The 19,630-nt window shown below is 41.3% G+C and carries 18 protein-coding genes and 2 pseudogenes; 18 read left to right on the top strand and 2 right to left on the bottom strand.

The window, feature by feature from the left end; all coding sequences use genetic code 11:
* Positions 1-74: 74 nt before the first annotated feature.
* From D8844_RS00255 to D8844_RS00210, 10 genes and pseudogenes are all read left to right on the top strand, one after another.
* Positions 75-1,118 (top strand): DNA/RNA non-specific endonuclease, encoded by a 1,044-nt coding sequence (locus D8844_RS00255; RefSeq protein ID WP_125420947.1) that lies wholly within the window; start codon positions 75-77, stop codon positions 1,116-1,118.
* 94 nt (positions 1,119-1,212) lie between these two features.
* Positions 1,213-2,139, top strand: a complete 927-nt coding sequence (locus D8844_RS00250; protein WP_001269449.1) for an aldo/keto reductase — start codon at positions 1,213-1,215, stop codon at positions 2,137-2,139.
* A gap of 96 nt (positions 2,140-2,235) precedes the next feature.
* Positions 2,236-2,472: a DUF2829 domain-containing protein gene (locus D8844_RS00245; RefSeq protein ID WP_125420944.1), complete on the top strand. Its 237-nt coding sequence runs from the start codon at positions 2,236-2,238 to the stop codon at positions 2,470-2,472.
* Entirely contained in the window at positions 2,465-3,163 is a 699-nt protein-coding gene (locus D8844_RS00240) for a 3-oxoacyl-ACP reductase (protein ID WP_125420941.1), read from the top strand. The genes D8844_RS00245 and D8844_RS00240 overlap by 8 nt, the downstream gene beginning before the upstream one ends.
* A gap of 10 nt (positions 3,164-3,173) precedes the next feature.
* A complete protein-coding gene (locus D8844_RS00235; RefSeq protein ID WP_125420938.1) occupies positions 3,174-3,674 on the top strand; it encodes an NUDIX hydrolase in 501 nt (166 codons plus the stop codon).
* Positions 3,652-4,500 (top strand): annotated as a pseudogene (locus tag D8844_RS00230) (putative PEP-binding protein). The gene D8844_RS00235 and the pseudogene D8844_RS00230 overlap by 23 nt, the downstream one beginning before the upstream one ends.
* Positions 4,497-4,937 carry an ASCH domain-containing protein gene (locus tag D8844_RS00225; RefSeq protein WP_125420935.1) on the top strand — a complete coding sequence of 147 codons (441 nt, stop codon included), beginning with the start codon at positions 4,497-4,499 and terminating at the stop codon, positions 4,935-4,937. The pseudogene D8844_RS00230 and the gene D8844_RS00225 overlap by 4 nt, the downstream one beginning before the upstream one ends.
* Before the next feature lie 120 nt (positions 4,938-5,057).
* A complete protein-coding gene (locus D8844_RS00220; protein WP_125420932.1) occupies positions 5,058-7,604 on the top strand; it encodes a M1 family metallopeptidase in 2,547 nt (848 codons plus the stop codon).
* A gap of 109 nt (positions 7,605-7,713) precedes the next feature.
* Positions 7,714-8,388: a two-component system response regulator CiaR gene (ciaR, locus tag D8844_RS00215; RefSeq protein WP_000590630.1), complete on the top strand. Its 675-nt coding sequence runs from the start codon at positions 7,714-7,716 to the stop codon at positions 8,386-8,388.
* Entirely contained in the window at positions 8,378-9,715 is a 1,338-nt protein-coding gene (locus D8844_RS00210) for a sensor histidine kinase (RefSeq protein WP_125420929.1), read from the top strand. Before ciaR ends, D8844_RS00210 begins: the two co-directional genes overlap by 11 nt.
* A 65-nt stretch (positions 9,716-9,780) precedes the next feature.
* Here the strand turns inward: D8844_RS00210 and D8844_RS00205 are convergent, their stop codons facing one another.
* On the bottom strand, positions 9,781-10,065 hold the full coding sequence (locus D8844_RS00205; RefSeq protein ID WP_125420926.1) for a DUF3270 domain-containing protein: 285 nt from the start codon (positions 10,063-10,065) through the stop codon (positions 9,781-9,783).
* 384 nt (positions 10,066-10,449) lie between these two features.
* Between D8844_RS00205 and D8844_RS00200 the strand changes: the two genes are divergently transcribed.
* The 8 genes and pseudogenes from D8844_RS00200 to deoD all read left to right on the top strand — a co-directional run bounded on the left by D8844_RS00200 (position 10,450) and on the right by deoD (position 17,898).
* A complete protein-coding gene (locus D8844_RS00200) occupies positions 10,450-11,505 on the top strand; it encodes an ABC transporter permease (protein ID WP_125420923.1) in 1,056 nt (351 codons plus the stop codon).
* Between the two features lie 13 nt (positions 11,506-11,518).
* Positions 11,519-12,199, top strand: a complete 681-nt coding sequence (locus D8844_RS00195) for an ABC transporter ATP-binding protein (RefSeq protein ID WP_125420920.1) — start codon at positions 11,519-11,521, stop codon at positions 12,197-12,199.
* Between the two features lie 124 nt (positions 12,200-12,323).
* Positions 12,324-13,253, top strand: a complete 930-nt coding sequence (locus D8844_RS00190; protein ID WP_084918524.1) for a peptidase U32 family protein — start codon at positions 12,324-12,326, stop codon at positions 13,251-13,253.
* Between the two features lie 105 nt (positions 13,254-13,358).
* Entirely contained in the window at positions 13,359-14,042 is a 684-nt protein-coding gene (gene rpiA, locus D8844_RS00185) for a ribose-5-phosphate isomerase RpiA (RefSeq protein WP_125420917.1), read from the top strand.
* 23 nt (positions 14,043-14,065) lie between these two features.
* Entirely contained in the window at positions 14,066-15,277 is a 1,212-nt protein-coding gene (locus D8844_RS00180; RefSeq protein ID WP_125420914.1) for a phosphopentomutase, read from the top strand.
* A 1-nt stretch (position 15,278) separates the two neighbouring features.
* Positions 15,279-15,834 (top strand): annotated as a pseudogene (locus D8844_RS00175) (DUF1697 domain-containing protein); the annotation flags it as partial.
* Complete coding sequence (locus tag D8844_RS00170; RefSeq protein ID WP_125420911.1) at positions 15,835-16,644, top strand: purine-nucleoside phosphorylase; 810 nt, start codon at positions 15,835-15,837, stop codon at positions 16,642-16,644. It begins immediately after the preceding pseudogene.
* Positions 16,645-17,187: 543 nt separating this feature from the next.
* Entirely contained in the window at positions 17,188-17,898 is a 711-nt protein-coding gene (gene deoD, locus D8844_RS00165; RefSeq protein ID WP_000022091.1) for a purine-nucleoside phosphorylase, read from the top strand.
* Positions 17,899-17,930: 32 nt separating this feature from the next.
* Here deoD and pavA read toward each other — a convergent pair whose 3' ends face one another.
* A complete protein-coding gene (gene pavA / locus D8844_RS00160) occupies positions 17,931-19,586 on the bottom strand; it encodes an Rqc2 family fibronectin-binding protein PavA (protein ID WP_125420908.1) in 1,656 nt (551 codons plus the stop codon).
* Positions 19,587-19,630: the final 44 nt, after the last annotated feature.

Below are 19,630 nucleotides of genomic sequence, written 5' to 3'. Positions count from 1 at the left end.
ATAATTAGCAAAATGATAGTAAAATGTAGAAGGAGATATTAGTATAGTTATTATACAAAACAAAGGAGTTTATTATGAAAAAGTTGCTATCCTTTTCACTTGCCTTACTTTCAGTAACAACACTTGTTGCTTGTTCTGGTCATAAGGTAGAACAAGCAGTTCCAGAAGAAAAAGTCGAACAGAAGCAAGCTAAGTTCGATGAAAAGTTGTTCAATGAAGCTGGACTCTTGCCTTTTAAAAATGAGAAACAACTAGAACTTGGGGAATTGGATTCTAAATCACGCGCAACGGGTGCTCATATTCAACTTAAGGACAGTGATGAGCCAACTGAGAAGAGAGAGTCCAAGTTGACTTATGATCCGGTTGGATGGCACAATTATAAATTCTTTTATGGTGATGGTAAAAAAGAAGCTTGGTTGATGAGTCGTGGTCATTTGGTTGGGTACCAGTTTAGTGGATTAAATGATGAAAAGAAAAACTTGGTTCCTATGACTAACTGGCTCAATGCTGGAAATTATTCTGGAACAGATGACCAAAACCAAAGTAGCATGCTTTATTATGAAAATCGATTGGACTCTTGGTTGGCCAATCACCCCAACTACTATCTTGACTACAAGGTAACCCCAATCTATCAGAAAGATGAATTAATTCCGAGACAAATTGAATTGCAGTATGTGGGAATAGATGAAAATGGCAAACTCTTGGAGATCAAGTTGGGTGGTAGTAAAGAAAAGGTTGATCAGTATTCAGTGACGCATGTCGTTTTAGACAATGTTTCAGCTAATGCTGAAATCAATTACTTGGACGGTACGGCTAAAAATACAGTTGAAAACAAAGAAGAAAAAGCTAAAAAAGAAGCTGAAGAAAAGGCTAAGAAGGAAGCTGAGGAAAAAGCCAAGAAAGAGGCTGAAGAAAAAGAAGCAGCTGAAAAGAAAGCAAAAGAAGAAGAGCAGGAAAAAGCTCGTCAAGCCGCACAAGAACAGGAAGAAAGCCAGGAATCAAACTCGCAATCAACAAATTCAGGTGGCTACTTTAGAGATAAAAACGGAAGATGGCACAGACCAAATGGTAAATTTGCTTCCAAGAAAGAAATCAGAGAAGCCGGATTGCAGTGGTAGGATGAATTTAGTAGATATACAGTCAAAAAGCCGTTGGAAAACGGTTTTTTGTTATAATTAAATGAAGAATTTAGAATTGAAGGAGAAAAATTTGATGAGATACATAACTCTTGGTCAAGATGACAAAGAATTATCAGAAATTGTTCTCGGAATGATGAGAATAAAAGATAAGTCTGTAAAAGAAGTTGAAGAGCTTGTGGAAACAGCACTTTCTGTTGGAATCAATGCTTTTGACTTGGCTGATATTTATGGTCGTGGTCGTTGTGAAGAACTGTTAGGTATTGTCCTAAAAAATCGTCCAGATTTAAGAGAAAAGATGTGGATTCAGTCCAAATGTGGCATTCGCATTGAAGAATTTACCTATTTTGATTTTTCTAAGGACTATATTATAAAATCAGTCGACGGAATTTTGCAAAGATTGAAGATTGATCATCTAGATAGCTTGCTTCTTCATCGACCAGATGCTTTGATGGAATCTGACCAAGTAGCAGAAGCCTTTGATCTTCTTTATAAACAAGGTAAGGTCCGAGATTTTGGAGTTTCTAATCAAAATCCTATGATGATGGAGTTGCTTAAAAAAGATGTCAAGCAGCCGTTAGCTGTTAATCAGCTACAATTGAGTGCGGCTTTTACTCCAGGATTCGAATCAGGTTTTCATGTTAATATGGAAGATAGTCAAGCAACTATGCGAGATGGCAGCGTTTTTGAATATTGCAAATTACACGATGTGGTCATTCAAGCATGGTCTGTCTTACAATTCGGGTATTTTAAAGGGAACTTTGTTGGTAATGAGAAATTTCAAGCTTTGAATCAAGTACTTGATCGTCTAGCTTTTAAATATGGAGTAACCCCTTCAACTATTGCCATTTCTTGGATATTGCGTTATCCAGCAAAAATGCAGGCAGTCGTAGGTACAACAAATCCTAAGCATTTGAGAGAAGTTAGCCAAGCGGCAAACTTTAGCTTAACAAGAAAAGAATGGTATGAAATTTATCTTGCAGCAGGGAATAATTTGCCGTAAGTAGAAGCAGATTTAAATAAATCACAGTCAAAAAGCCGTTGGAAAACGGTTTTTTGTTATAATTAAATGAAGAATTTAGCATTAAAGGAGAACATCATGACATTTGAAGAGATCCTGCCTGGATTAAAGGCCAAGAAAAAATATGTACGCGCTGGTTGGGGAGGGGCAGAAAACTATGTCCAACTTTTTGACACTATCGAGCAAAACGGGATTGCACTTGAAGTGACGCCCTATTTCCTAATCAACGTGTCTGGGGAGGGAGAAGGTTTTTCCATGTGGAGTCCGACACCTTGTGATGTTTTGGCGACAGATTGGGTAGAAGTGCATGACTAGACGTGTATTGATTACGGGAGTGAGTTCAGGTATCGGACTTGCTCAAGCTCGACTCTTTTTAGAGAAGGGTTATCAAGTTTATGGTGTGGACCAAGGTGAAAATCCACTCTTAGAGGGTGATTTTCATTTTTTACAGAGAGATTTGACCTTGGACTTGGAGCCTATTTTTGACTGGTGTCCTTATGTGGATGTTTTGTGCAATACTGCTGGAGTTTTGGATGAATACAAACCACTGTTGGAACAATCAGCCCAGGAAATTCAAGAGATTTTTGAAATCAACTATGTGACTCCTGTTGAGTTGACTCGCTATTATTTGACGCAAATGCTAGAGAATAAAAAAGGGATCATTATCAATATGTGTTCGATTGCTTCAAGTCTAGCTGGCGGAGGTGGTCACGCCTATACCTCGTCTAAGCACGCCTTAGCTGGCTTTACCAAGCAGTTGGCTCTAGACTATGCTGAGGCTGGTATTCAGGTCTTTGGGATTGCTCCAGGAGCTGTTAAGACAGCTATGACCGCTTCCGACTTTGAACCAGGTGGATTGGCTGACTGGGTGGCTAGTGAAACGCCAATCAAGCGCTGGATTGAGCCAGAGGAAGTAGCAGACCTTAGCCTTTTCTTAGCAAGTGGAAAAGCGAGCGCCATGCAAGGACAAATCTTGACAATAGATGGTGGCTGGTCTTTGAAGTAGGAGGAGTTGGATGGAAATCAAAAAACACTTTGGTGTCTATGGCATTTGCTTTGAAAATGAGAAGTTACTCTGCATTGAGAAAACGAGAGGTCCATATCAACATCGTTATGATTTACCCGGTGGTAGTCAGCAACTTGGGGAAGGATTGACGGAAACGCTGATTAGAGAAGTTATGGAAGAGACGGGATATACTGTTAGAAGCTACTCTAATCCTCGAATCTACGATGTTTTCGTCAGGGAAGAGTTAAAAAATTTTATGGTTCAACATATCATGGCCTTGTATGATGTTGAAATGAATGAGATTGTACCTCAAGTTACGATTTCGGAAGCTGTGCCTGATGGTGGGAATGATTCACTTGGTTATATTTGGATGGATATTCAAAAAATCACAGAAGCAAATGCGTCACCATTAGTCTTGAAGGTCAAGTCTGAATTATTAGGATTTCCAGAGCTGGACAAGACTTCTTACATGAATTGGAAGGTGAATGATGAGAAACCAACTTGTCCTTAGTGGCGAAAAACTTGACGAAAAAGTTTATCCTCAGTTATTGTACCACGTAGGTATGATTAGAGGCGAATATTTGTTGAGAGAGCTCAATCAAAATATCCTATTACCAAGTTGTCAGCAATCTATAAGAGATTATCTAGATACCATTTGCTCCTTGTACTCAGATGAAGAAGTCTGGTATCGCTTTTCAGAGTTAACAAATGCAGAAGCAAATAGTCTAGACGGGACTAAAGAGTATTTTGACGAACGCCACCCATTATTTTGATATAGAGGGACTAGGCGTTTATTGGCGTGTCCAGATGAATTTCAGGCTGAGGCACATGTCGTTACAGAAGTTTATCAAACAAATCCCAATCTGTCTGTTATTTTTCCTTTTGTCAATAATTCTGAGCAGTTAAAGCAAGCTATTAGAGTATTGCGTGAGCATGGTTTTACTGGAAAAGTCGGCACAATGATTGAATTGCCGTCAGCTTATTTTGACTTGGACAGGATACTGGAAACGGGTATTTCAAAGATTATAGTTGGAATGAATGATTTGACTTCTTTTGTTTTTGCGACTGTGAGAAACAGTCAATGGCATGATATGGAAAGTCCAATAATGTTAGATATGCTAAGAGATATGCAGGATAAAGCAAGGATAAAAAAGATTGACTTTGCTGTAGCAGGCTATCTGAATGCTTCTTTCATACAAAAAATGAATCAGATGGGTATCAAGTGTATTATCCACTACAGTTCTATCCCAGAGATTTTTGATTTAGAGATTGATTATCCAGACCACCTCAAACGTGTAAAAGAAGTAAGTAAAAAATTACAAAGGAGCAACCCATGACACCGCAAGAAATGTGGAATGCGTATAAGCAAATTAACCCCTCGATTGGAGATGAGATAGATGCCTGGGCTTTTGGAGTGGAAGCCGATCTCTTGGCAGATTTGGTTTTAAAAGGCGAAAAGACAGCAACCGCCTCAGCCTACGACCTCTACGCAATAGAGGACGAACCTCTTCCGCGAGAAGGTACCTTCGATGTCATTTTAGACAGTCAAAATCAGGCTGTCTGCATTGTCGAAATTACCAAGGTTTCCGTTCAGACTTTTCATCAAGTTTCTGCTGACCATGCCTACAATGAAGGTGAGGGGGATAAATCTTTGGACTATTGGCGCCAGGTCCATGAAGACTGTTTCACCGAGTGGCTGAGAGAGGCAGGACTGACTTTTACACCTGACAGCAAGGTCGTTCTAGAAGAATTTCGCAAGGTCTACCCACTGTAGACTGTAGAAGGAAGAAAGTTTTGGAAATTACCGTCCAATCCTTTTTTCTAAAGCAAAACATGATATAATAAGTTTGTTTGAAGAAGAGTAAAACTCTTAAACTTAGAATAGGAGAAAACTATGCAAGCTGTTGAACATTTTATTACCCAATTTGTTCCTGAACACTATGATTTATTTTTAGACTTGAGTCGTGAGACCAAGACCTTTTCTGGGAAGGTGACCATCACTGGTCAAGCTCAGAGTGACCGTATTTCCCTCCACCAAAAAGACTTGGAAATCGCTTCTGTAGAAGTTGCAGGTCAAGCTCGTCCATTTACAGTTGACCATGACAATGAAGCCCTTCATATCGAATTGGCTGAGGCTGGTCAAGTTGAATTGGTCATCGCCTTTTTAGGAAAAATCACAGACAATATGACAGGGATTTACCCTTCTTACTACACAGTTGATGGTATCAAGAAGGAAGTCTTGTCTACTCAGTTTGAAAGCCATTTTGCGCGTGAAGCCTTCCCATGTGTGGATGAGCCTGAAGCCAAGGCTACTTTTGACCTCGCCCTTCGTTTTGACCAGGCAGAAGGTGAAGTGGCCTTGTCAAACATGCCAGAAATTGATGTGGAAAAACGCAAGGAATCAGGCATCTGGAAGTTTGCGACAACACCTCGCATGTCTTCTTACTTATTAGCTTTTGTTGCAGGTGATTTGCAAGGGGTAACGGCTAAAACTAAAAACGGTACCCTCGTAGGTGTTTACTCAACCAAAGCCCATCCACTATCTAACCTTGATTTCTCATTAGACATCGCTGTTCGCTCAATCGAGTTTTACGAAGATTACTATGGAGTTAAGTACCCAATTCCTCAATCACTTCACATCGCCCTGCCTGACTTCTCAGCTGGTGCTATGGAAAACTGGGGTCTTGTGACCTACCGTGAAGTTTACTTGGTTGTAGATGAGAACTCAACCTTTGCTAGCCGTCAACAAGTTGCCCTAGTTGTAGCACATGAGTTGGCCCACCAATGGTTTGGGAACCTCGTGACTATGAAATGGTGGGATGACCTTTGGCTTAATGAAAGCTTCGCTAACATGATGGAATACGTCTGTGTGGATGCCATCGAGCCAAGTTGGAATATCTTTGAAGACTTCCAAACAGGCGGTGTTCCAGCGGCGCTTAAACGCGATGCGACGGATGGCGTTCAGTCTGTTCACGTTGAAGTTAAACACCCAGACGAAATCAATACCCTCTTTGATGGAGCTATCGTCTATGCTAAAGGAAGCCGTCTCATGCATATGCTTCGCCGTTGGCTCGGTGATGCTGATTTCGCTAAAGGCTTGCATGCTTACTTTGAAAAGCACCAGTACAGCAACACCATTGGTCGTGACCTTTGGAATGCCCTTGGTCAGGCATCAGGACGAGATGTTGCAGCTTTCATGGATTCTTGGTTGGAGCAACCTGGTTATCCAGTTCTCACTGTCAAAGTTGAAAATGATGTCTTGAAGATTTCACAAAAACAATTCTTTATCGGTGAGCACGAAGACAAGAACCGTCTCTGGGTTGTACCACTGAACAGCAACTGGAAGGGCTTGCCAGATACACTTGAAACTGAAAGTATCGAAATTCCTGGCTACGCCGCTCTTCTTGCTGAAAATGAAGGAGCTCTTCGTCTCAACACTGAAAATACTGCCCACTATATTACCGACTATCAAGGAGACTTGTTAGAAGCTGTTCTTGCTGAGTTAGAGACACTTGATAACACAAGCAAACTGCAAATCGTTCAAGAACGTCGTTTGTTGGCTGAAGCAGGGCACATTTCTTATGCAGACTTGCTCCCAGTCCTTGATAAACTTGCTAAGGAAGAGTCTTACCTTGTGGTTTCAGCTGTTTCTCAAGTGATTTCTGCCCTTGAGCGCTTTATCGATGAAGGAACAGAGACTGAGAAAGCCTTTAATACACTCGTTGCTAAATTAGCTCGTCATAACTATGACCGTCTTGGTTTTGAAGCCAAAGACGGAGAATCAGATGAGGATGAATTGGTTCGTCAGCTGACCATTTCTATGATGATTCGCTCAAATGATGCAGAAGCTAGCCAAGTCGCTAGCCAAATCTTCGAAGATCACAAGGATCAGCTTGCAGGACTTCCAGCAGCTATCCGTGCACAAGTTCTCATCAATGAGATGAAACACCATGAGACCAAGGACTTGGTCGCAACTTATCTGGACCTCTACACTCATGCGACGGATGCGGTCTTCAAACGCCAGTTGGCAGCTGCTCTAGCCTACAGTACAGATGCTGACAATATCCAAACCTTGATTAGTTCATGGAAGGACAAATTTGTGGTGAAACCACAAGACCTTTCTTCATGGTACCTCCAATTCCTAGGACACCAAGCTACCCAAGAAACTGTTTGGGTTTGGGCGCGTGAAAACTGGGATTGGATCAAGGCGGCTCTTGGTGGAGACATGAGCTTTGACAGCTTTGTCATCTTCCCATCACATATCTTTAAAACAGAACAACGCTTGGCAGAGTACAAGGAATTCTTTGAGCCACAGCTCTCTGACCTTGCTCTTAGCCGTAACATTCGTATGGGGATCAAAGATATCGCAGCTCGTGTTGATTTGATTAAGCGTGAAAAAGCAGCAGTAGAAGCTGTTGTAGCCCAATATGCTAAAGCTTAATTCGTTCAAAATGTAAACAAAAACTCAACTTTCTATCTGAAAAGAAGAGAGAGTTGAGTTTTTTTTAAGGCAATTTTGGTATAATAATCATAACAAGGAGGAGTTTCTGATGATAAAAATCTTATTAGTAGAAGATGACCTAGGCCTGTCAAACTCAGTATTTGACTTTTTGGATGATTTTGCAGATGTCATGCAGGTTTTTGATGGAGAAGAAGGTCTCTACGAAGCAGAAAGTGGCGTTTATGACTTGATTTTGCTTGACCTGATGTTACCTGAAAAAAATGGCTTCCAAGTCTTGAAAGAGCTGCGCGAAAAAGGAATTACGACACCAGTCCTTATCATGACCGCTAAGGAAAGTTTGGATGACAAGGGACATGGTTTTGAGTTGGGTGCGGATGACTACCTTACCAAACCTTTCTATCTAGAAGAACTCAAAATGCGGATCCAAGCCCTTCTCAAGCGTTCAGGTAAGTTTAACGAAAACACCTTGACCTATGGAGATATTGTCGTCAACCTTTCAACGAATGAAGTGAAGGTGGAAGACACGCCTGTGGAACTACTCGGAAAAGAGTTTGAGTTATTGGTTTATTTCCTTCAAAATCAAAATGTTATTCTTCCTAAGACACAAATTTTTGACCGTCTATGGGGATTTGATAGCGATACGACGATTTCCGTTGTAGAAGTCTATGTCTCAAAAGTTCGTAAGAAATTGAAGGGGACAGCCTTTGCTGAGAATCTTCAAACCTTGCGTAGTGTCGGGTATATTTTAAAAGATGTTCAATAAACTAAAAAAAACATGGTATGCGGATGATTTCAGCTATTTCATTCGAAACTTTGGAGTGTTCACACTAATCTTCTCTGCTATGACCTTGATTATCCTCCAGGTCATGCACTCGAGTCTCTATACTTCTGTAGATGAAAAACTCCAAGCCCTTAGTAGTAGTCCCCAAGCGGTTATCCAGTTAGCCCTGAATCGGGCAACCGAAGAAGTCAAAGATATTCAACCAGCAACAGCGGATGCCAGCAAGGCTGAAATCAAACCCAATGTCAGCTCCAATACGGAAGTCTTGCTCTTTGACAAGGATTTTAACCAACTCTTACTGGGCAATCGTTTTTTAGGCTTGGACAAGATCAAGCTGGACAAAAAAGAGTTGAATCACATTCGGCAAATCCAAGTTGTCAATAGCTACGGTCAGGAAGAAACCTACCGAATGATCTTGATGGAAACAAATTCGTCCACTGTTTCAAGCAATGTCAAATATGCGGCGGTTTTAATCAATACCAGCCAGCTCGAGCAAATCAGCCAAAACCACGAGCATTTAATTGTTGTAGTCATGGCTAGTTTCTGGCTCCTGTCGTTAATTGCCAGTGTTTATCTGGCACGTGTCAGTGTCAAACCCTTACTGGAAAGTATGCAAAAGCAGAAGTCCTTTGTTGAAAATGCAAGCCACGAACTGAGAACACCTTTGGCCGTTTTACAAAATCGTTTAGAGACTCTCTTTCGAAAACCAGAAGCGACGATCATGGAATCCAGCGAAAGCATTGCTTCTAGCCTCGAAGAAGTTCGCAACATGCGTTTCCTTACAACTAATCTTCTCAACCTTGCACGTCGAGATGATGGAATCAAGCCTGAAATAGCAGAAGTATCACCACAGTTCTTTAAGACAACCTTTGCTAACTATGAGTTGATTGCTTCTGAAAATGATCGTATTTTTGAGTATGAAAATCGGATTTATCGTCCCTTCATGACCGATCAGTTGCTCCTAAAACAGCTCATGACCATCTTATTTGACAATGCCATCAAGTATACCGAAGAAGATGGGAAAATTGAGTTTGTAGTTCATGCTACAGATCGTCACCTCTATCTGACAGTAACAGATAACGGAATTGGAATCTCAGCTGCTGACAAGAAGAAAATCTTTGACCGATTTTACCGTGTAGACAAGGCGAGAACTCGTCAGAAGGGTGGCTTTGGCCTTGGGCTATCTTTGGCTAAGCAAATCGTAGATGCCTTACGAGGAACGATTAGCGTCAAAGATAACAAACCTAGAGGAACAATTTTTGAAGTTAAAATCGCAATTCAATCTCCTTTGAAACGTAGGAATAAATAAAAAAGGCAGTTTTAAAAACTGTCTTTTTCGATAACCAGAAAAAAGGTTGGTAGTAGTACCAACCTTTATTTTGAAAATTTTCGTTTCATTATCTTTCGTTGAAGTTGTAAAAGGGCGAAACTAAGACCCATTGCAGCGATAAAGGATAAAGCTGTATTTAATTTTATAGCTAAAAAGATAAAGCTAAAAAGCACCATAAAAATACAAAAACAAGCAATATTTACAAAAAATAAAATTTCTTTTAGGTTAGAGCCGATAGGGGCTTCTGGTGTATAATCTTGATAAAGCGGAGTTTGTTTCGATTCGGGAATTTGTTCAAACTCATAAGCTTCTAGTTTTCTTGCGGGCATGATTCTCTCCTTAACAGTACATAACTATTTTATCATTTTTTATGCAGAGAATTATTACAGAATGGTTACAAAACTACTAAAGTCTCTTATCATTATCTAAGTCGCTCTTCTTGACACCCGCTAGGGAAAGTGATAGCATGGATGTTACACTTGAAACAGATGACCAGACCTACTCTTTTATAAATATACTGAGAAAGGAAAGGATAACTTATATAAATTGATAGCAAGTTGAGGCTTTTTCCTAAGATGATTTGTTGAGTTGCTACCTTGATTCATTTTAAAAGAATAGGTAGGAGTTGTTTTGAATGGATGGAAGGACAGAGATTCTGTCTATTGGACTGGGTGGCTTTTTGCTACCTCTGGGGAAAGTAAAAGGAGATAAGCATGTATCTTGCTATCAAAGAAATATTACGAAACAAACTTCGATATAGTTTGATTCTAACTACCATTTTTCTTATCGCTTTTATGGTCTTTTTTATGACCAGTCTAGCTCTTGGTCTTGTGCGAAACAACCGGGCAGCTATTGATAATTGGCAAGCGACGGGTGTGGTTTTATCTGACTACGCAAATGATAATTTGACGGCATCTTTTATTCCTGAAAAAGACTACAAGGATAAGAGTTCTGAAGAGGCTGCTCCATTGGGCTATATGTTCGCTGTAACCAATCTAGTCGATGGTAGTGAAAAGGTTAATGTTTCCATCTTTGCTCAAAACTGGGACTCTTTTATCTCACCTAGTTTGACGGAGGGTCGTTACCCTGAAGGGGATGATGAGGTTATCGTGGATCAGTCCTTTAAAAATTATGGAATTAAGCTAGGTGATGCCATTCAGCTCAATGGAAGCGAGGCAAGTTACAAGATTGTAGGCCTGACTCAAGGAAATAAATTTTTCACTGAGCCTGTTGTCTTTGCGAGTCTGACAACTTATTGGACCTTACAAGGAACCTTGAAAGCCAATCGTTCCATCTCTGCCTTGGTATTGAAAAATGACATAGAAGTGGTCGGCGATGGACTGAAACAGATTTCCATTCCAAAAATGATATCTAAAATCCCTGGTTACACACCTCAGGTTAACGTATTTTCAGGGATGATTCTCGCTATGATTGTCATCACAGGCTTGATTGTGGGTATTTTTGTTTATATCATTACCATCCAAAAACTAGGACTTTATGGAATAATGCGGGCTCAAGGGATACAGATCAAAACCATTGTATGGTCTCTATTCTGTCAAATCTTCCTCCTAGCTGGTATGGGGATTGCTTTAGCCTTGCTGGCAATCGGAGGAGTGATTTTAGTCTTACCAGCTACCTTCTTTTTCTATCCAAGTTGGATTGCCTACTCTGTCCTAAGCTTGGTAATTTCCTTGATGGCCCTTTTAGGTGGTGTCATTTCACTTCCACGCTTGCTAAAGGTGGACCCGATTACTGCAATTGCAGAATGATAAGGAGAATAGTATGACAGCATTGATTGAAATGACTCAAGTGACAAAAACCTACGGGGAAGGAAAGATGAAAGTCGTTGCCCTACATGAGACGAATTTTCAGCTAAATGCGGGAGAGTTCGTAGCTATTGTTGGGCCTTCTGGCTCTGGAAAGACAACCTTTCTAACGACTCTAGGACAACTTCAGGAAGCATCGAGTGGAAAGATTCTAGTCAAAGGGAAGAAAACAGGCAGTTTGACGGAGAAGGAAAAAACAGATCTCCGTTTTAGAGAGTTTGGTTTCATTCTCCAGGCTTCAAACCTAATTCCGTTTCTAACGGTCAAGGAACAGCTTGACTTGATAGACAGACTGGATAAGGGAAAAAATAGTAAAAGTGACCGAAAAGAGCTATTTGACTTGTTGGATTTGGAAAAGGTCCAGGATCAGTATCCCAAGGCTCTATCGGGTGGCGAACGTCAACGTGCCGCGATTGCTAGAGCGCTTTATAACAATCCGAGTATCGTTCTTGCAGATGAGCCGACAGCCAGTCTTGACACCGAGCGTGCTTACCAAGTAACGGAGATGCTAGCTGCCATTGCCCATGAACAAGGTAGAGGAGTTGTTATGATTACGCATGATACTCGCCTTCTTGATAAGGTTGATCGTATTTATGTCATGAACGATGGCCACCTAGTTGAAGAAACACATGCATAAAATAGAGTGAATGGTACAAGTTACTGTTCACTTTTTGATTGGGAAAGATAGAAACAAGTTTAACTTTTTGTGAAACTCTCAGTACCCATAGCTGATTTTTGAGAAATGTGGTATAATTTTTCTTATGGAAAAGATTATCATTACAGCAACTGCTGAAAGTATTGAACAAGTTGAACAGTTACTAGAAGCTGGCGTAGACCGTATCTACGTTGGTGAGAAAGATTTTGGCCTTCGTCTGCCAACAACCTTTAGTTATGACCAATTGCGTGAGATTGCTAAGTTGGTTCATGAAGCAGGCAAGGAATTGATCGTTGCAGTCAACGCCCTCATGCACCAAGATATGATGGACCGTATCAAGCCCTTCCTAGACTTCTTGGAAGAAATCAAGACAGACTATATTACTGTTGGGGATGCAGGTGTCTTTTACGTGGTCAATCGTGATGGCTATTCCTTCAAGACTATCTACGATGCTTCAACCATGGTAACAAGTAGTCGTCAGATTAACTTCTGGGGTCAAAAGGCAGGGGCCTCTGAGGCGGTTTTGGCGCGTGAAATTCCATCTGCTGAACTCTTCAAGATGCCTGAGATTTTGGAAATTCCTGCTGAAGTGTTGGTTTATGGAGCTAGTGTCATTCACCATTCTAAGCGACCACTTTTGCAAAACTACTATAACTTTACGCATATCGATGATGAAAAAACGCGTAAACGTGACCTCTTCTTGGCTGAACCAAGTGACCCAGAGAGCCATTATTCCATCTTTGAAGACAATCATGGTACCCACATCTTTGCAAATAACGACCTTGATTTGATGACCAAATTGACAGAATTAGTAGAACATGGTTTCACTCACTGGAAGCTAGAGGGGCTTTACACACCTGGTCAGAATTTTGTAGAAATTGCTAAACTTTTTATTCAAGCGCGTGGCTTGATCCAAGAGGGGAATTTCAGCCATGATCAAGCCTTCTTGTTAGATGAGGAAGTGCGCAAGTTACACCCTAAAAACCGTTTTCTCGATACTGGATTCTATGATTACGATCCTGATATGGTTAAATAGGACACCAAAACCCGAAATAAAAATGTTCGGGTTTTTCCAGTGTATCCATGAAATAAAAACGGATACATGTTATAATAAAAATAGCTCTTTAATGGAGGTGTTTAAGTGGAGAATCTGAAAAAGATGGCAGGTAACAAGGCTGCTGAGTTTGTCAAGGATGGCATGGTAGTTGGACTCGGTACTGGATCAACTGCCTACTATTTCGTAGAAGAAATCGGTCGTCGGATTAAGGAAGAAGGTTTGCAGATTACTGCTGTGACAACTTCCAGTGTGACCAGTAAACAGGCCGAAGGTCTTAATATCCCGATCAAGTCGATTGATCAGGTGGACTTTGTCGATGTGACGGTTGACGGGGCGGATGAAGTAGATAGCCAGTTCAACGGGATCAAAGGCGGTGGTGGTGCCCTTCTGATGGAGAAGGTTGTCGCAACGCCCTCAAAAGAATATATTTGGGTGGTAGATGAAAGCAAACTGGTAGAGAAACTAGGTGCTTTTAAATTACCAGTAGAAGTGGTTCAGTATGGTGCAGAACAGGTCTTTCGTCGATTTGAGCGAGCTGGCTACAAACCAAGTTTCCGTGAAAAAGACGGCCAACGTTTTGTGACCGATATGCGTAACTTTATCATTGACCTAGCCTTGGATGTCATTGAAGATCCGATTGCCTTTGGGCAAGAATTGGACCATATCGTTGGTGTCGTAGAGCATGGCTTGTTCAACCAAATGGTGGATAAGGTCATCGTTGCTGGACGAGATGGTGTTCAGATTTTAACTTCAACAAAAGCAAACTAATCAACATAATAAGGAGACAGACTATGTCAAAATTTAATCGAATTCACTTGGTGGTACTGGATTCTGTGGGAATCGGTGCTGCACCAGATGCTAATAACTTTGTCAATGCAGGGGTTCCAGATGGATCTTCTGACACACTGGGTCACATTTCAAAAACAGTTGGTTTGAATGTGCCAAACATGGCTAAAATCGGTCTAGGAAATATTCCTCGCGAAACGCCTCTGAAGACTGTACCAGCTGAAAGCAATCCAACAGGATATGTGACAAAATTGGAAGAAGTATCTCTTGGTAAGGATACCATGACTGGACACTGGGAAATCATGGGACTCAACATTACCGAGCCTTTCGATACTTTCTGGAACGGATTCCCAGAAGAAATCTTGACAAAGATCGAAGAGTTTTCCGGACGCAAGGTCATTCGTGAAGCCAACAAACCTTACTCAGGTACAGCTGTTATTGACGATTTTGGGCCACGTCAAATGGAAACTGGGGAGTTGATTATCTATACTTCAGCTGACCCTGTTTTGCAGATTGCTGCCCATGAAGATATCATTCCTTTGGATGAATTGTACCGTATTTGTGAATACGCGCGTTCGATTACCCTTGAGCGTCCTGCCCTTCTAGGTCGTATCATTGCCCGTCCATATGTAGGTGAACCAGGTAACTTCATTCGAACAGCAAACCGTCGTGACTTGGCTGTATCTCCATTTGCACCAACTGTTTTGGATAAATTGAACGAGGCTGGTATCGATACTTACGCTGTTGGAAAAATCAACGATATCTTTAACGGCGCTGGTATCAATCATGACATGGGCCACAACAAGTCAAACAGCCACGGAATTGATACATTATTGAAGACCATGGGACTTGCTGAGTTTGAAAAAGGATTCTCCTTTACTAACTTGGTAGACTTCGATGCACTATATGGCCACCGTCGCAATGCTCATGGTTACCGTGATTGCTTACATGAGTTCGATGAACGCTTACCTGAAATTATCGCAGCTATGAGAGAAAATGATCTTCTCTTGATCACTGCGGACCATGGAAATGACCCAACCTATGCAGGAACAGACCATACTCGTGAATATATTCCACTTTTGGCCTACAGCCCTGCTTTTAAAGGAAATGGTGTCATTCCAGTTGGACATTTTGCAGATATCTCAGCGACAGTTGCGGATAACTTTGGTGTGGAAACTGCCATGATTGGGGAAAGTTTCTTAGATAAATTGGTATAAGATGACGAGATATGCTTTACTTGTTCGGGGCATTAATGTCGGTGGGAAAAATAAAGTTGTTATGGCGCAACTTCGTCAAGAACTGACAGAGTTGGGACTGGAAAAGGTTGAAACCTACATCAACAGTGGCAACATTTTCTTTACTTCGACAGCTCCCAAAGCCCAATTGGTTGAAAAGTTAGAGGCTTTCTTTGAAATCCATTATCCATTTATTCAGAGCTTTTCTTTGCTGAGTCAGGAAGACTATGAAGCAGAGCTGGAGAATCTGCCAGATTGGTGGACCAAAGACCTGGCACGAAAAGATGTGCTCTTCTACACGGAGAGCTTGGATGTGGATCAAGTGATCGAGAAAGTGAACAGTTTGGAACTGGAAGATGAAGTCGTTCATTTTGGAAGACTTGGGATTTTCTGGGGGAAATTCTCTGAAGAATCATACTACGAAACAGCCTATCACAAATACTTACTCAAGATGCCTTTCTACCGCCAAATCACCATTCGTAATGCTAAAACTTTTGACAAAATCGGTCAAATGCTAAAAAAATAATAAAGGAGACACAATGACTTTTTTAGATAAAATCAAGGAAACAGCTGCTTTCTTGAAAGAAAAGGGTATCCAAGCGCCTGAGTTCGGTCTAATCCTTGGATCAGGACTTGGAGAATTGGCAGAGGAAATTGAAAATCCTGTTGTAGTAGACTATGCAGATATTCCCAACTGGGGCCGTTCGACAGTAGTCGGTCACGCTGGTAAATTGGTATATGGTGACCTTGCAGGTCGCAAGGTCTTGGCTCTTCAAGGTCGTTTCCATTTCTATGAAGGAAATCCTCTTGAAGTCGTGACTTTCCCAGTTCGTGTGATGAAAGTTCTCGGATGCGAAGGTGTCATTGTAACCAATGCAGCTGGAGGTATTGGATTTGGTCCTGGTACCTTGATGGCTATCTCAGACCATATCAATATGACGGGGCAAAACCCATTGATGGGTGAAAATTTGGATGATTTTGGTCCACGTTTCCCAGATATGTCTAAAGCCTACACTCCAGAATACCGTGCTACTGCCCATGAAGTGGCTAAGAAACTTAGTATCAAGCTTGATGAAGGTGTCTATATCGGTGTTACTGGTCCGACATATGAAACACCTGCAGAGATTCGTGCCTATAAGACACTTGGAGCAGATGCAGTCGGTATGTCTACTGTTCCTGAAGTTATTGTGGCAGCCCACTCAGGCTTGAAAGTTCTCGGTATTTCATGTATTACTAACCATGCTGCTGGTTTCCAAGAAGAACTCAACCACGAAGAAGTTGTAGAAGTGACTGAACGTGTTAAAGGTGACTTCAAAGGCTTGCTTAAAGCGATTCTTGCTGAATTGTAATTAATAATCAATCATAGAAAGGGTGGATTCAAGTTTTTTCTTGAGTTTGTCTTGCTATAAAATAACAAATGAAAAAGGCGGAGTATGTGTTTAAATGCTACTCCCTCTTTAAAGTTTATAAATAGAAAGGTAGAGCGAAGTGTTCAAATTTGAACACGAGCGGAAAACTTGGAAAATAAATAATCTGACTGAGAAATCAGGATTTCTCGCCAGATTCCTAATTTTCAGTCGTTTTCTTCTCGCTCTCTAATCTTCATAAAATAAAGAAAGGATGGGTAAACCGTATTCGCTGAACTGAATACGGGCGGAGAACTATGTAAAAAAGATAAACTGTCTAGCATCTGCGATGTGTCGTCAGTTTCCTATTTTTACTTTGTTCTCTGTCGCTATCCTAAATATACAATAAAGAAAGGTAGAGCAAGGTGTTCTAATTTGAACACGAGCGGAAAACTCGGAAAATAGATAATCTGATTGAGAAATCAGGATTTCTCGTCAGATTCCTAATTTTCAGTCGTTTTCTTGTCGCTCTTTGTATCATAAATTATGTCTATCCATATTGCTGCTCAGCAGGGTGAAATTGCTGATAAAATTCTTCTTCCTGGGGATCCTCTTCGTGCTAAGTTTATTGCGGAGAATTTCCTTGAAGATGCTGTTTGTTTTAACGAAGTGCGTAACATGTTTGGTTACACTGGTACTTACAAGGGTCACCGTGTATCTGTCATGGGAACTGGGATGGGGATGCCATCAATCTCTATCTATGCCCGTGAGTTGATTGTGGACTACGGTGTGAAAAAATTGATCCGCGTGGGAACTGCTGGTTCTTTGAATGAAGATGTCCACGTCCGTGAATTGGTTTTGGCGCAAGCAGCTGCAACCAACTCAAACATCATCCGCAACGACTGGCCACAGTATGATTTCCCACAAATCGCTAGTTTTGACTTGCTAGACAAGGCCTACCATATCGCCAAAGAACTTGGTATGACCACCCACGTTGGGAACGTTTTGTCATCAGATGTCTTTTACTCAAACTACTTTGAAAAGAACATCGAGCTTGGTAAATGGGGAGTCAAGGCTGTGGAAATGGAAGCAGCAGCTCTTTACTATCTTGCTGCCCAACACCACGTTGATGCCCTTGCTATCATGACCATTTCTGATAGCTTGGTCAATCCAGATGAAGACACTACGGCAGAAGAACGCCAAAATACCTTCACTGATATGATGAAGGTTGGTTTGGAAACCTTGATTGCAGAGTAAAATGTAAAAGAAAATCCTGATTTCAAGTTGAATCAGGATTTTTTCATGGATGCGATTTTTTCTGGGTCTGGTGTAACGCGGAGGGTCTTTTGTCCTGTGTAGGTTACAAAGCCAGGTTTTCCACCAGTTGGTTTGTTGAGTTTTTTAACTTCAATCATATCCACTTGCACGAGATTTGACAAGCGCCCTTTGGAGAAGTAGGCAGCTAGTTCGGCCGCATCTGTCTTCACTTCGTCAGAAGGATCAAGATTTCCTGAGATGACGACATGGCTTCCAGGGATGTCCTTGGCATGGAACCAAAGTTCCTCCTTGCGAGCCATTTTAAAGGTTAGCTCTTCATTTTGTAAGTTGTTTCGACCAACATAAATGATGGTTTTGCCATCGCTTGCTAGATACTGTTCTGGTTTTTTGCGCTTGTGAATTTTCTCTCGCTGTCTTCTACGGATAAAGCCTGTTTGGATTAATTCTTCACGGATTTCAGCGATTTCCTCCAGCCCAGCTTGGTTGAGCACAGTCTCCACACTTTCCAGATAGAGAATCGTTGCCTTGGTTTCTTCAATCAACTCAGTCAGGTATTTAACAGCTTCTTTGAGCTTCTGGTAGCGTTTAAAGTAGCGCTGGGCATTCTGGCTGGGAGTTAGTGCCTTATCAAGAGCAATGGTGATAGGCTGATTCGTGTAGTAATTATCCAAGACTACCTGATATTGGTCATTGGGAACTTGGTGGAGGAAGGTTGTCAGCAACTCGCCCTTTTGGCGAAATTCCTCAGCATTATCTGTCGCTAGTAACTCTTTTTCTTGTTTTTTGAGTTTGTGGCGATTTTTCTGAAGTTCATTTTCAACGCGCCGAATGAGTTCACTGGCTTGCTGTTTGACGCGGTCGCGCTCTGCCTTGTCTTTGTAGTAGGTATCCAAGAGATCCGATAGACTGGCAAAAGGCTCTCCTACATGATTGGCAAAAGGAACTGGACTGAAGGAAGTCTCCGTTAGGTAAGGCTTGGTTTCTTGACCAAAAAAGTTACGGAAATTGGAAAGTTTTTCACTAACCAGTATGCTTTCCAATTCATTTGCTGTATCGCGTCCCAGACCTTGAAAGAGACTTTGAAGATTTTTAGTTGTTAATTCCTGTGTTTGCAGGATTTCAAAGAGTTTCTCATCCTTGACAGTAAAAGGATTAATAGATTCGGTACTTGGGGGAGCGATATAGGTCGATCCGGGGAGCAGGGTGCGGTAGCTATTTTGTGAAAAGCCGACATGTTTGATGACTTCGAGAATTTTGTGGCTGCTCTTATCAACTAGAAGGATATTACTGTGTTTGCCCATGATCTCGATAATCAGAGTCGCCTGGATATGATCCCCAATCTCGTTTTTATTGGAAACGGTGATCTCTACAATACGGTCATTTTCGATTTGCTCAATTGACTCAATCAGAGCACCCTGCAAATACTTTCTCAAAACCATGATAAAAGTCGAAGGTTGGGCTGGATTTTCAAAAGTCGTTTGGGTCAGCTGGATGCGTCCAAAAACGGGATGAGCAGAAAGGAGCAGGCGATGGCTTTGGCGATTGCTGCGGATTTGCAAGATCAACTCTTGTTCAAAAGGTTGATTGATTTTCTGGATGCGACCATTGACCAACTCGCTTCGCAATTCCTCAACCATGTGATGTAAAAAAAATCCGTCAAATGACATCGTTCTCTCCTTGTGATTGTATTCCATAGTATTATATCAAAAAG

This window comes from Streptococcus oralis (assembly GCF_003942875.1).
GTDB lineage: Bacteria > Bacillota > Bacilli > Lactobacillales > Streptococcaceae > Streptococcus > Streptococcus oralis_BX.
The sequence above is the reverse complement of the archived record's forward strand: the minus strand, read 5'-3'. Positions and strand labels throughout refer to the sequence as shown.